Source organism: Streptomyces sp. AC555_RSS877, assembly GCF_019049245.1.
Classification (GTDB): Bacteria; Actinomycetota; Actinomycetes; order Streptomycetales; family Streptomycetaceae; genus Streptomyces.
On the sequence record NZ_JAGMUK010000040.1, the window covers coordinates 231,116 to 244,124 of the forward strand.

11 protein-coding genes are annotated in these 13,009 nt (G+C 73.2%); 7 read left to right on the forward strand and 4 right to left on the reverse strand.

Going from position 1 to position 13,009, the window contains the following annotated elements; all coding sequences use genetic code 11:
• Window positions 1-61 precede the first annotated feature (61 nt).
• Window positions 62-598, forward strand: a complete 537-nt coding sequence (locus KUM49_RS18385; RefSeq protein WP_217237935.1) for a DUF5709 domain-containing protein — start codon at window positions 62-64, stop codon at window positions 596-598.
• Between the two features lie 9 nt (window positions 599-607).
• Here the strand turns inward: KUM49_RS18385 and sthA are convergent, their stop codons facing one another.
• Together sthA and KUM49_RS18395 are read right to left on the reverse strand one after the other, a co-directional pair.
• Window positions 608-2,011: a Si-specific NAD(P)(+) transhydrogenase gene (sthA, locus tag KUM49_RS18390; RefSeq protein ID WP_217237936.1), complete on the reverse strand. Its 1,404-nt coding sequence runs from the start codon at window positions 2,009-2,011 to the stop codon at window positions 608-610.
• Between the two features lie 94 nt (window positions 2,012-2,105).
• Window positions 2,106-2,312: a hypothetical protein gene (locus KUM49_RS18395; RefSeq protein WP_217237937.1), complete on the reverse strand. Its 207-nt coding sequence runs from the start codon at window positions 2,310-2,312 to the stop codon at window positions 2,106-2,108.
• Window positions 2,313-2,531: 219 nt separating this feature from the next.
• On the opposite strand from KUM49_RS18395, the gene KUM49_RS18400 reads away from it, so the two are divergent.
• Window positions 2,532-4,766: an MMPL family transporter gene (locus KUM49_RS18400; RefSeq protein WP_217237938.1), complete on the forward strand. Its 2,235-nt coding sequence runs from the start codon at window positions 2,532-2,534 to the stop codon at window positions 4,764-4,766.
• 4 nt (window positions 4,767-4,770) lie between these two features.
• Here the strand turns inward: KUM49_RS18400 and KUM49_RS18405 are convergent, their stop codons facing one another.
• A complete protein-coding gene (locus KUM49_RS18405) occupies window positions 4,771-5,871 on the reverse strand; it encodes a PP2C family protein-serine/threonine phosphatase (RefSeq protein WP_217238243.1) in 1,101 nt (366 codons plus the stop codon).
• A 261-nt stretch (window positions 5,872-6,132) separates the two neighbouring features.
• Here KUM49_RS18405 and KUM49_RS18410 point away from each other — a divergent pair, with 261 nt between their 5' ends.
• Both KUM49_RS18410 and KUM49_RS18415 read left to right on the forward strand, forming a co-directional pair.
• Window positions 6,133-7,026, forward strand: a complete 894-nt coding sequence (locus tag KUM49_RS18410; protein WP_217237939.1) for a GNAT family N-acetyltransferase — start codon at window positions 6,133-6,135, stop codon at window positions 7,024-7,026.
• A gap of 109 nt (window positions 7,027-7,135) precedes the next feature.
• The gene (locus tag KUM49_RS18415; RefSeq protein ID WP_217238244.1) at window positions 7,136-7,462 is read left to right on the forward strand and encodes a hypothetical protein; all 327 of its coding nucleotides are present in this window, start codon (window positions 7,136-7,138) and stop codon (window positions 7,460-7,462) included.
• A 45-nt stretch (window positions 7,463-7,507) separates the two neighbouring features.
• On the opposite strand, the gene KUM49_RS18420 is transcribed toward KUM49_RS18415, so the two are convergent.
• Entirely contained in the window at window positions 7,508-8,389 is an 882-nt protein-coding gene (locus KUM49_RS18420) for a Gfo/Idh/MocA family protein (protein WP_217237940.1), read from the reverse strand.
• Window positions 8,390-8,668: 279 nt separating this feature from the next.
• Here KUM49_RS18420 and KUM49_RS18425 point away from each other — a divergent pair, with 279 nt between their 5' ends.
• From KUM49_RS18425 to KUM49_RS18435, 3 genes are all read left to right on the forward strand, one after another.
• Window positions 8,669-9,613 (forward strand): dienelactone hydrolase family protein, encoded by a 945-nt coding sequence (locus KUM49_RS18425; protein ID WP_217237941.1) that lies wholly within the window; start codon window positions 8,669-8,671, stop codon window positions 9,611-9,613.
• A gap of 124 nt (window positions 9,614-9,737) precedes the next feature.
• Entirely contained in the window at window positions 9,738-11,381 is a 1,644-nt protein-coding gene (locus KUM49_RS18430) for a helix-turn-helix transcriptional regulator (protein ID WP_217237942.1), read from the forward strand.
• Window positions 11,382-11,514: 133 nt separating this feature from the next.
• A complete protein-coding gene (locus KUM49_RS18435) occupies window positions 11,515-12,786 on the forward strand; it encodes a CdaR family transcriptional regulator (RefSeq protein WP_217237943.1) in 1,272 nt (423 codons plus the stop codon).
• Window positions 12,787-13,009: the final 223 nt, after the last annotated feature.

Consider the following 13,009-nt stretch of genomic DNA (forward strand, 5'->3'; position numbering starts at 1 on the left):
AGCGGGAAACGCGGATCAGGACACCCGAGACAGACGAGCGCGACGCGCGAGGGAGGCGACGATGGACACGGAGCGGACGAACCCCGAACCGATGGGGGACGACGCGTACCAGCCCACCGGAACCAATGAGGAGCAGGAGGACGCGGCCCCGCTCGACCTGCAGGACGCCGTCGACGAGCGGACGTACGACGAGACCCTCGCGGAGGGCTACTCGCCGCCGGAGAAGCCGCTCGGCGTCACCAAGTACGGCACCACTGCCTCCGAACAGCACGACGGCGAGAGCCTCGACCAGCGCCTCGCCCAGGAGGTGCCCGATGTGGCCGGACCCGCCGGCGACGGCATCGGCGACGCCCCCGGAGGTGAGGGCGAGCCGATCGACCCGGAGGCGGGCACGGACCGCGCCGGCCGTCTCGTCGCCCCCGACGAGGGCGCCCACCCCGACACCACGAAGGAGGCCGTCGCCTCCGACGTGGGCATCGACGCGGGAGCCGCCGGCGCGGAGGAGGCCGCCGTGCATGTCGTCGAGGACGACACGGTCCTTCCCGACGGACCGCAGGACGAACTCGCGGACGTGCTTCCGGACGACGAGGAGAGCTGAGCGGGACGCTCAGTCCCCGATCCGGTCGATCAGGCGGAGCTTGTTGGTGGCGTCCAGAGCGGCGACCTTGTAGGACTCGGCGAGTGTCGGGTAGTTGAACACGGCGTCGACCAGGTAGTCGACGGTGCCGCCGCAGCCCATCACGGACTGTCCGATGTGGATGAGTTCCGTGGCGCCGGTACCGAAGCAGTGCACCCCGAGCAGGGTGCGGTCCTCGGAGGAGACCAGCAGCTTCAGCATGCCGTGCGAGTCGCCCATGATCTGACCGCGGGCCAGCTCCCGGTAGCGGGAGATGCCGACCTCGAACGGCACCCGGTCCTCGGTGAGCTGGTCCTCGGTGCGGCCCACGAAACTGATCTCGGGGATGGTGTAGATGCCGATCGGCTGGAGGTTGTGCATCCGGGCGACGGGCTCCCCGCACGCGTGGTACGCCGCCGCCCGCCCCTGCTCCATCGAGGTCGCCGCCAGCGCGGGGAATCCGATCACGTCACCGACGGCGTAGATGTGCGGCACCTCGGTGCGGTAGTGCTCGTCGACCGTGATGCGGCCCCGCGCGTCCGCGGACAGGCCCGCCTCGTCGAGGTGCAGGTCGTCGGTGAGGCCCTGGCGGCCCGCCGAGTACATCACCGCGTCGGCCGGGATCTTCTTGCCGCTCTCCAGGATGGTGAGCGTGCCTCGGGGGTGGCGTTCGACGGCGGCCACCGTCTCCCCGAAACGGAACGTCACCGCCAGGTCCCGCAGGTGGTACTTGAGCGACTCGATCACCTCGACGTCGCACATGTCGAGCATCCCGGCCCGCTTCTCGACCACGGTGATCTTGCTGCCGAGCGCCGCGAACATGGACGCGTACTCCATGCCGATGACACCGGCACCGACGATGACCATGGAACGCGGAACCCGTTCCAGGGCGAACACGTTGTCCGAGTCCAGGATCGTCCGGCCGTCGAACTCGACGCTGTCCGGCCGGGCCGGCCGGGTGCCGGTGGCGATCACGAAGTGCTCGGCGCACACCAGCCGTTCCTGGCCGGTGGCCTCACGCACGGCGACGGTGTGGTCGTCGACGAACCGGGCGGTCCCGGAGTAGAGGGTGATGTGGTTGCGGGACAGCTGACTGCGGACGACGTCCACCTCGCGGCTGACCACGTGCTGGGTGCGCGCGGTCAGGTCGCCGACGGTGATGTCCTCCTTCAGCCGGTAGCTCTGGCCGTACAGATCGCGCTGGCTGAGACCGGTGAGGTACAGCACCGCCTCGCGCAGGGTCTTGGAGGGAATGGTGCCGGTGTGGAGGGAGACCCCGCCGACCATGTCGGGGCGGTCGACGACGGCCACCCGGCGGCCCAGCTTGGCCGCGGCGATGGCGGCCTTCTGGCCGCCCGGACCGGATCCGATGACGAGCATGTCGAAGTCGGGCACCTCAGGAGTCTGGCAGTCCGGGTGCCCGCTTCGATAGAGCGACGGCCGACTGTGCTGCGGCCCGGGGGCCACGCAGACGTGGGTGAACTCCCGGCTACGGCAGCAGCTTGTCCAGTGCGGCCGGGCCCTCCGCCTCCAGTTTCCGCTTCGCCCATGCGAGGTTGCGCGGGGTGAGGTCCTTGCCCGAGGCGAGTACCACGTCCTCGGGTGACACCTCCGTGCCGGTGCGGGTGTGGAGCAGGGCGTCCGGTGTGGCACGGTCCTCGGACGGCCCGGTCGCGTCGGGTGGTGACGTCGGCATGATGTCTGCTCCTCGGATCCGGACAGTTCCTCGGTCCCGGTTTCCCTCACCGGGCCCGCTATCACCATTCAACGCCCAGGCTCACCCTGCATCCCGAGGGACCGAAAAAATCGTCCCGGGCGGCGCGGAGCGACCCCCGCCCGACTCGGGATGCCCCGACGATCACCCCGGCGTCTAATGGCGGTATCGGACGACTCGGCCCACCGGAAGACGAGGCCCATGCCAGCTACACGTACAGCTGCCCGGACCGGGGACGAGGGAGGGGAAACCGCCGCTCCGGGGGCACTGCGGCGACTGGGGGAGTGGTGCGCACGGCACTTCGTGATCGTCATCGTGGCCTGGCTCGTGGCGCTGGCGGCATTACAGGTCCTGAACCGCTCCCACGGCGGCACCTACTCCGACGACTTCTCCCTGCCCGGCGTGCAGTCCCAGCAGGGCCTGGACGTCCTGAAGCAGCACGACCCCGCGGCAGGCGGCTACAGCAGCCAGATCGTCCTGCACGACGGGCAGAAAGCCCTGACCTCGCTCAGCTCGCAGATGTCGACGACCGTCGGCGACCTGCAGAAACTGCCGCACGTCCTGGCCGTCCAGAATCCGCTGTCCGGCCAGGCGTCGAAGGTCGGCCCGATCACGTCCGACGGCAAGACGGCGTACATCACGGTCCGGTTCGACGTGCAGCCCTCCACCCTCGACGACGACTACCTGGACGGCGTCGACGACGCCGTCCAGCCGCTTCGCGCGGCCGGCGCCGAGGTCGAGTACGGCGGACCGCTCGGTGAACTGGCCCGGCCGGCCGCCGACGACCGGGTGAGTGAACTGATCGGCTTCGCGGTGGCGATCGTCGTCCTGCTGGTCGGCTTCGGCAGCGTCCTCGCGGCAGGGCTGCCCCTGCTGACCGCGCTGATCAGCGTCATCGGCGGGCTGGCCTGCCTCGGCCTGCTGGCCGCGGCCTTCAGCTTCGCCACCGTCTCGCCGACCCTGGCCACGATGATCGGGCTCGGCGTCGGTATCGACTACGCCCTGTTCCTGATCACCCGTCACCGGCAGAACCTCATGGACGGCAAGGATCCCGTCCGGTCGGCGGGGCAGGCCGCCGCCACCAGTGGACGCGCCGTCCTGGTCTCCGGCTGCACGGTGATCGTCGCCCTCGCCGGCCTGTCCGCGTCCGGCGTGTCCTTCATCGGCAAACTCGGCCTCGCCGCCGCCGTCACGGTCGTCTCGGCCGTCCTCGGCGCGCTGACCGTCGTCCCGGCCCTGCTGGGCCTGATCGGCACCCATATCGACCGCTACCGGGTGCGGCGCCCCGTCGCCGAGACCGACGCCGCCGCCGGCGCCGTGTCCGAGGGCACCTGGCACCGCTACGCCCAGCGGGTGGCACGGCGGCCGTGGCGCTTCCTGGCCGCGGGAGTCACGACCGTCGTGATCCTCGCCATCCCCGTCCTGTCCATCCAGCTCGGCCACATCGGTGACGGCGCCGACCCCACGTCCTTCACCGACCGGCGGGCCTACGACCTGATGACCGACGCCTTCGGGCCGGGCTCCAACGGCCCGCTCACCGTCGTCATCGACCAGACCGCCGTACCGTCGTCACAACGCGACACCCTCACCTCCACGGCGCAGAAGACCCTCAACGCCGTCGCCGGCGCCTCGACCGTGACCTCGCTGACGCCCACCCAGGACGGCGACGTCCTCATCGCCACCGTCTACTCGGAGAAGTCCCCGCAGAGCGCGGACACCACCGACCTGACCAACCGTCTCGTCGACGACACCCTCCCCGCCGCCGTCTCCGGCACGGACGCCAAGGGCTACGTCACCGGGACGACAGCGGCCCAGGTCGACTTCCGGGACATCGTCGCGAGCCGGCTGCCCCTCATCATCGGCGTCGTCGTCGCCCTGTCCTTCCTGATCATCCTGATCGTCTTCCGCGGCCTGCTCGTGGCGCTCAAGGCGGCCGTCCTCAACGTCCTCTCGATCACCGCCTCCTACGGCGTCGTCGTCGCCGTCTTCCAGTGGGGGTGGGGCGGGCCCGCGCTCGGCGTCTCCGGCAAGGTGCCCATCGAGAGCTACGTACCGATGATGATGTTCGCCATCATCTTCGGACTGAGCATGGACTACGAGATCTTCCTGCTCTCCCGCGTCCACGAGGCCTGGCTGCGCACCGGCGACGCCAAGGCCTCGGTCGCCCACGCCCTGGAGATCACCGCGCGGGTCATCTCCTGCGCCGCGCTGATCATGGTGAGCGTCTTCGCGGCCTTCATCGTCAGCGACAACATCGTGGTCAAGATGCTGGGGCTGGGCCTCGCGGTGAGCGTGCTCATCGACGCGACCGTCGTACGGCTGCTGATGGTCCCCGCGGTGATGACCCTGCTGGGACGCCACGCCTGGTGGACACCCCGCCCGCTCGACCGGATCCTCCCGCACATCGACACCGAGGGGGAGCGCGAGCGGACCTGAGGCCTCAGGGACGCCGCAGCCGCCCCGGTGCCAGGACGAGCATCGTGACGTCGTCGTGCAGGGCCCTGCTGTAACCGACGAGGTCCGCCCACACGTGCACCGCCAGGGCGGCCGGGTCGTCGTCGGTCAAGCCCGTGAGCCGCTCGGTCAGGGGATAGAACACGCCGGCCGCGTCCCTGGCCTCCGTGACCCCGTCGGAGGCGAGGAAGAGCCGGTCCCCGGGCCGCAGCGGCACCGTCCGGCCGACCGGCGGCACGGAGTCGGCCAGTCCGAGACCGAGCGGGCTGCCCGCCGGGACGTCCAGCTCGACGACCTGCCCGTCCCGCAGCAGCACGGGGGCGGGATGCCCGCACGCCACGATCCGCACCGCCCGCCCGTCCGCGGCGAACTCCAGCAGCACGGCCGTCGCGAACAGCTCGGAGTGCCGTTCGCCCGCCGAGTCCAGCTCCAGCCTCCGGTCCAGCCGGGCGGCCACCGCCTCCGGGTCCGGCTGGTCGAGCACCGCCTCCCGGAAGGCCCCCAGCAGCGCGGCGACCGTCGCGACGGCCGACAGCCCGTGCCCCTGCACGTCACCCATGACCGCCCGGACCCCGAAAGGCCCCTCCCGCACGTCGAAGAAGTCACCCCCGACCAGCGTCCCGCGCTGCGCGGCCCGGTACAGGCCCGCACACCGCACGGCCCCCACGCACGGCGGCAGCGGCGGCATCACGGCATTCTGCGCGGCCTGGGCGACCGCCCGCTCGGTGACCAGCTGGGCGTCGCGGCGGCTGCGCACGAACGACACGAACACGCTCAGCGCGGCCACGAAGCACACGGTGAGCAGGTCGGTGCTGCCGGGATCGTCCAGGCGGAAAGCCGGCACGAACAGCACCGCCACCACCGAGGCGCCGAGCACCGCGGTCGCCGCCGGACCGTAGGACAGGACGGCCAGCGGAGGGATGGCGCCCAGCACGAACCCGATGTCGAGCGGTGCGGAGCTGATCAGGGTCGCCGCACACACGCCCGCCAGCAGAGCGGCCGGCAGCACCCGCACCCAGCCCGGCGGCGGGGCGCCCCGCAGCCAGCCGCGCCGGTCCCGTTCGGGGCGCGACCACCGGCCGCGCAGAGTGCTCACATCCCTACGCTGCTACGCCGGCCCTCGTCCCGCATGCCGGGGCCGTGTCCGGGCCATGGGGCTGCGCGCGGATAAATCGCCTTCACGGGCCTCTCGAGCGGTGTACCGTGAGGCGCCACGCCCTGAGACCGACGGAAGGAGGCGAGTGCCGTGCAGATCACGACAACCACCCAGCGCTCCCTTTCCGTTGCTCCGGCGTGCTTCGTCTGACCGGGAGCGCTCCACGCAGCATGCTTCTCGGAGGACACACCCATGACCGAATCGGTCATCCGCGCGCTCGACGAGCGCGACGCCCATCTCTTCGACGCCCTGCCCGACCCGCTCGGCGCACGTGAGGGGCACCGGACCACCCGGCACCGCCCCGACTGGAAGCGGGTCGCCCTGCGCGACGGCGCGGTCGTGGCGCGCGGCGCCTGGTGGGGCGGACCCGACGACGCCGAACCCCTCAACATCAACTGGTTCGACGTGGCCGAAGGCGAGGAGGAGGCCGGCGCCGAACTCCTGCGCAGCGCCCCCCGGCAGGTCGAACTCGAACTGAACCTGCCCGGAGGCTGGCGCGAGGACCCGGCCCTGCACGCCGCCGCCGAGACCCGTTTCACCGCCGCACGCAAGGCCGGCTACGAGCTCCTGGTGGAACGCTTCCTGTACCGCTGGACACCGGGGTGCGGCCTGCCCGAACGGCCCGGCCGGCTGGTCTTCCGCCCGGAGCCGGACGACGAGGTCTTCCTCGACGCGTTGCGCCGCATCCACTCGGTGACCCTGGACGCCCACGCCCTGCGGTCCATCGAGGAGGGCGGAGTGGACCAAGCGGCCCAGGAGGAACTCGACTTCTTCCACTGGTGTCCGTCGCCGCGGGAATGGTGGCAGGTGGCCCACACCCCGCAGGGAGAACCGGTCGGAATCCACATCCCGGCGCGCAACCCGTCGGGCCCCTGCGTCGGCTTCATCGGAGTCCTGCCGCAGCAGCGAGGACACGGCTACGCCTACGACCTCCTGGCGGAGTGCACCCACTTCCTGGTCGAGCAGGGCGCGGAGTTCGTCTCCGCCGCCACGGACCAGGGCAACTTCCCGATGGCCGCCAACTTCACCAAGGCGGGCTTCCCCGTCGTACGGGAGCGCATCAACTTCCAGCCGCGCACCGGCTGAGGTTGAGCGGGGCCTTCCCGGCACCGGCGGGCGGCTCGGGCCGTCTGCCGGTGCCGGGTGGCATCCTGATCGTCGGGTGGATCGGCGGCGGGTGACGGAGGCGGGCGCGGTGGGGTTCGACGGCGAGGTCTGGCGGGTGCGCAGCGGCGAGGAGGCGGTCGGCGAGATCGTGATCGACGACGTCGACTTCCCTTGGCTCGCGGGGAAGTTCACGGTCGGTCCGGCGTACGGCGCGGTCCGGGAGTTGTTCGCCCGCGAACTGGCCCTGGCGGAGCGGGACGACGAGGCGCACCGGCAGGAGTGGGAGGCGGCCTACGACGAGATCCGGCACCGTGTGTCGCTGTTCTCGCCGGACGGTCCCGTGCCCGAGTTCCTGCTGCACATCGAGCAGGACAGGGCCTGGTTCCGGTGGAGCGACGAGCCGTTCACCGACTAGCGGTTCGCCCGGCCGGCCGGGCGAGGAAGCCGTCGCCGGCCGCCGTCAGCCGCCGTCCAGCACGCCTTGCGCCGCCGCGAGGATCTCGGTGACCCGCAGTCCGAACCGGGCGTCGCACGGGTGCGGCTGGTCGGTGCGGGCGGCGTCGAGCAGGACGTCCACGGCCCGGGACAGGGCGGTGAGGACCCCCTCGGAGCTCTCCGGAAGCAGCGTCACCCCGGACTCGCCCCTGAGCTCCAGGACAGCTCCCACCGCGGCGGCCGGGGCCGTGAGGCTCAGCGTCATCGTGCTCGACGCGCCGCCCGCGTGGTCGAGGACCACGTGCACGGTGTCGCCCGGGCCGTGCGCGGCCGCCGCCACCCGCCGGACGTCGCCGAGCACCGGCAGCAGCACGGACAGCGCGTGCGGGCCCACGTCCCACAGGGCGCCCTTCTCCCGCCGCCACGGCGAGTCCGCGAAGGGGCTGTCACTGGTGAACACCGAGCCCAGCCACTCGGCCCGCCCGGTGAACCAGCCCTGCGCACCCGCCTGTTCGGCGATCCACGTGCCCGTCTCCGACTGGAAGCGGGTGGTGAAGAAGACGACGGAGGCGACGCCGGCCGCCTCGACGGCCTCGACCACCGCCCGCCCCTCCGCCACGGTCGCGGCGAGGGGCTTGTCCAGCAGCAGATGGCACCCCGCCCGCGCGGCCCGCACCGCGAGGTCCGCCTGCACGGCCGGCGGCAGGGCCACGGCCACCGCGTCCACGTCGGCGAACAACGTGTCCACGTCGTAGTAGGCGCGCGTGCCGTGCAGGTCGGCCAGTTCCTTGGCCGCGTCCGAGCGACGGCCCCACACCCCGACGAAGTCCAGTTGCTCGTGTGCGCTCAGGGCCGGGGCGTGGGCCATCCGGGCCCAGGGTCCGGTTCCGAGCAGTCCGATGCGCATGCCGCCGCCTCTCCACGCCGTACGACCTGGTGACGACCGGCTCAGCGGGCGCCGAGGGTGAGCGTGTCACACCGGCCGGGCGGACGCGCAAGCCCCCTGGGGCGGCCGAGGGCGGGACGGAGGGGCGGCACGAGACCGGTGACATTGCCGGTCCCGCGCCGGGGGCGCCCGCCGACAGTGGCACGACCAGCAGTCCGCGGCGCCCGCCGACGCGGCACACCCGTGCGTGTGCCGGCCCACCGCCGGGCGGCCCGCCACGACAGAAGAGGACGACTCGTCGTGCACCAGCACCCGCAGAACACCGCACTTCCCGGGGCCTCCCGCCCGTCCCCGCACCGCGTCGGCCGCCCCGGGGCCCACCGGTTCACCGGTGCCCTGGCGGCGATCGCCGCGACCGCGGCGCTCGGCACCCTCGCCGTCCCCGGCGCCCAGGCGGCCGACAACCCGTACGAGCGCGGCCCGGCACCCACCAACGCCTCCATCGAGGCACTGCGCGGTCCCTACGCCGTCTCCGAGACGACCGTGTCCCGCGCGGCCGTCACCGGGTTCGGCGGCGGCACGATCTACTACCCCACGAGCACCGCTGACGGAACCTTCGGAGCCGTCGTCGTCTCGCCCGGCTACACCGGGACCCAGTCCTCCATCGCCTGGCTGGGACCGCGCCTGGCGTCCCAGGGCTTCGTCGTCTTCACCATCGACACCCTCAGCACCCTGGACCAGCCGGACTCCCGGGGCCGCCAGCTGCTCGCCGCCCTCGACCACCTCACCGAACGCAGCCCGGTGCGCGCCCGCATCGACAGCAGCCGGCTCGGCGTCATGGGGCACTCGATGGGCGGCGGCGGCAGTCTCGAGGCCGCGAAGTCCCGGCCCGCTCTCCAGGCGGCGATCCCCCTGACGCCCTGGAACAACGACAAGTCCTGGCCCGAGATCAGCACACCCACCCTGATCGTCGGTGCCGACGGCGACAGCGTGGCATCGGTCGCGAGCCACGCCGAGCCCTTCTACAACAGCCTGCCCTCCTCCCTCGACCGCGCCTACCTGGAGCTGAACAACGCCAACCACTTCGCGCCGATCACGTCGAACACGACGATCGCCAAGTACAGCGTTTCCTGGCTCAAGCGGTTCATCGACAACGACACCCGCTACGAGCAGTTCCTGTGCCCGCTGCCGCGGCCGAGCCTGACGATCGAGGAGTACCGGGGCAACTGCCCGCACGGTTCCTGACGGCGCCGACGGCATTGTGCCGGTGCACGGCCGCCCCCCGGGGAGGCTGGGCGCCGGCACAAGTCGTCCACCTGTTCGGACGTGCGGCTTCCGCCTCTCGTTACGGGTCAGTAGCGTCGCGGGAATGACCGGACCCAGGACGGTGCCGACGACGGACGGACCGAACCGGGCGGAGAGGTACACGGCAGCGGCCGAGCAGGCGCTGCTCGCCGGACGCCCGCACCGGGCGCTGCGGCTGCTCGCCGCGACGGGTGGCGGGGCGGCACCGGCCGCGGTGCGCGGCCGCGCCGAACTGGTACGGGGGCTGGCGGAACTGCGCGACGGCCCCGTGGGCGACGCCCACGAGTCCCTGATGCTCGCCGCGGCCCTGCTCGGTCCCGACGCCCCCGGGCAGTGCGCCCGTGCCGCTCTCGCCGCCGCGGTCGCGGCGTGGGCGGCGGGCGACCGGGCGGCCTGCCTCAGGGCGCTCGGATGCGAAACCGTCGACGGCGACCCCCGCCACACCACCCGGCTCCTCCCGTCGGCGAGCGCCGGGACGGGCCGGGAAGGCGGCGGATACGACCTGGTGCGCGACCATGCGCTCGGGATGCGCGCCGTACTGGAGGCGCGTTTCGACCGGGCGGCCGTACCGCTGCGGCGCGTGGTGGAGTACGCCCGCACCGGTGAGAAACCGGAAGGCCTGCTGCGGTCGGCGGCCGCCGCCCTCCTGCTCGGGGACCTGGGCGCGGCTCGCCGGGCCGGCGCGCGGGCCCTGGCGGCGGCCCGGAACCGGGGAGCCGCGGCGCTCGTACCGCAGGCACTGGAGTACCTGGCGTACGCCGAGTTGCGCGCGGGCCGGCACGCGCAGGCCCGTACCCATGCCGGCCAGGGCCTGCGCGCCGCCCTGCGAGCGGGACAGCGCAACACGGCGGCCCACCACCACGCCGTGCTCGCCCTGGCCGCGTCCATCGAAGGGGACACGACCTCGGTCGCCGGGCATGCCGCGGCCGCGCTGGCGATCGCCCGCCGGCACGGTCTGGCCCAGGCGGCCACGCTCGCGCAGTGGGCGGCGGCCCGCGCCGATCTCGGACGCGGCCGCCCCCTCGACGCCGCCGACCGGCTCGGCCCACTGGTGCACCCCGGCCCCCGGCGCGGGCACTTCGCGGTGTGGATGCTCGCCGTGCCCTGCTATGTGGAGGCCGCCGTGCTCGCCGGGTGCCCCGACGACAGCCGGACGGTCATGGAGGAGTTCGCCCGGTGGGCGGCCTTCGGAGCCGATCCGCAGGCCCCCGCCCAGCTGGCCCGCTGCCGTGCCCTGCTCACCGGCCCGGACGAGGCCGACGCGTTCTACCGCCGGGCCCTGACCCTGCACGACGAGGCGGGCGGCGACTTCGAACGGGCCCGTACCGAACTCCTGTACGGGAGATGGCTGCGCCGTCGGCGCAGGCTGCGGGAGGCACGCGACCGCCTCGGAGCCGCACTCGTCGGCTTCGACCGCTGCGGCGCCCGGGTGTGGGCACAGCAGACCGGCGCGGAGCTGCGGGCGCACGGGAGCGCTCCCTGCCCGGCCGGGTCGGACGCGCTGTCCCGCCTGACCCCGCAGCAACTGCGCATCGCACGGTACGTGGCCGAGGGCGCCACCAACCGGGAGGTGGCTCTGCGGCTGGCCGTGAGCACCCGCACGGTCGACTACCACCTGCGGAACGTCTTCGCCGCTCTCGGCCTGCGCTCCAGGGTCGAACTGGCGCGCATGGTCGAACAGGAGGAACAGACCGGTGCACGACCCTAGGGACCGACCGGACGGTATGCCATCCTTCGGGGCAGGACGACTCGGGTGGCAGGCGCCGCGGGAAGGACCGTGGACCAGCCGGGAGTCCGCCGCGGACGCCGTGCCGCGCCGCCGAACGTGGGGGAGGACCGTGATGCACCACGCCGTACGACCACGAACAGCGCTGCGCCCAGGACCGGCGGCCGGTCCACAGCCGCGGACCCGGCGCGTGCGGTCGCTGATCGACGCCGACGCCCTGCACGTCCTGCACCGCGCCGCCCGGGTGCTGCTGGACGACCTGCCCGACCTGACCGACCGGCTGCTGGCCGTCCTCCAGGAGCAGGAGCCGGCCTACCGGGCCGCGCTGGAGAGCGACCGCGTCGGGACCTGGCAGGAAGTGCACCGGTCGCTGCGGCACAGTGTGACCTCACTGATCGATCCCCGCAGCGCCCGGGACGCGGCCCGCCGCTGCTCGTGGAAGATCGGAGCCACCCGTGCCGAACAGGGGCTGCCGCTGGACGCCCTGCTGCACGCCTTCCGCCTCGGCGGGTCGCTGGTGTGGCAGGGGCTGGTGGAGGAGACCTCCCGGACCGCTCCCGAGGACCTACGCCTCCTCGTCCACGTCGCGTCCGACGTCTGGAACTTCGTCGACGAGCACTGCACGCTCGTCGCGGACGCCTACCGGCAGGTCGAGCGGCAATTGACCTGGCGGCGCGAGAACCGGGTGCGACTGCTGGCCGCCGCCCTGCTCGACGGCACCAGCCGCATCGCCGACCTGCCCGAGACCGCCCAGGCGCTGGACCTGCCCGAACACGGGCGGTACGCCGTCGTCGCGGTCGCCGGCCCGGATCCCGCCGGCTGCGCCGGCGCCCGAGCCGCCGCCGTGCCCGAGGGCCTGCGCGTCCACTGGCACACCGGTGTGGAAGCGGACTACGGGATCGTCCTGGTCGGCAGCGGCGACCCGCCGGAACCGGCGCCCCGGCCCGACGGTCCCGCGGCGGGCGCGAGGATCGGCGTCGGTGGCGTCGTCGAAGGGCTGGCCGGCATCGGCGACGCCCGCAGGCAGGCCGACACCGCGCTCGGCATCTGCCCCGTCGACGGCGGCGCCGTCCGGCTGACCGAACACCTCCCCGCCGCCCTCGTCATCACCAGTCCGGAACTCGGCAGGGCCCTCGCCGACCGGGTGCTCGGCCCGCTGCTGCGCCTGGAGCCGGGGGACCGGGACGTGCTGCTGGAGACCCTGGCCACCTGGCTCGCCTGCGACGGCTCCGCGCAGCGGGCCGGCGAGCGGCTCTACTGCCACCGCAACACCGTGCTGAACCGGCTGCGGCGCTGTGAGCACCTGACGGGCCGTTCCCTGGCCCGCCCCGCGGACGTGGTGGAGATCAGCCTCGCCCTCACCGCCCGCCGACTGCTGCGCGAGTGACGGCGACTGCCGTGCCGGAACCCTTTGGGCGGCTGCCGCGCAGGGCCATGGGTCGGTCGCGGGCCCGCCCCGCGGATGTGGTGGAGATCAGCTTGGCCCTCACGGCCCGTCGGCTGCTGCGCGAGTGACGGCGACTGCCGTGCCGGAACCCTTTGGGCGGCTGCCGCGCAGGGCCATGGGCCGGTCGCGGGCCCGCCCCGCGGATGTGGTGGAGATCAGCTTG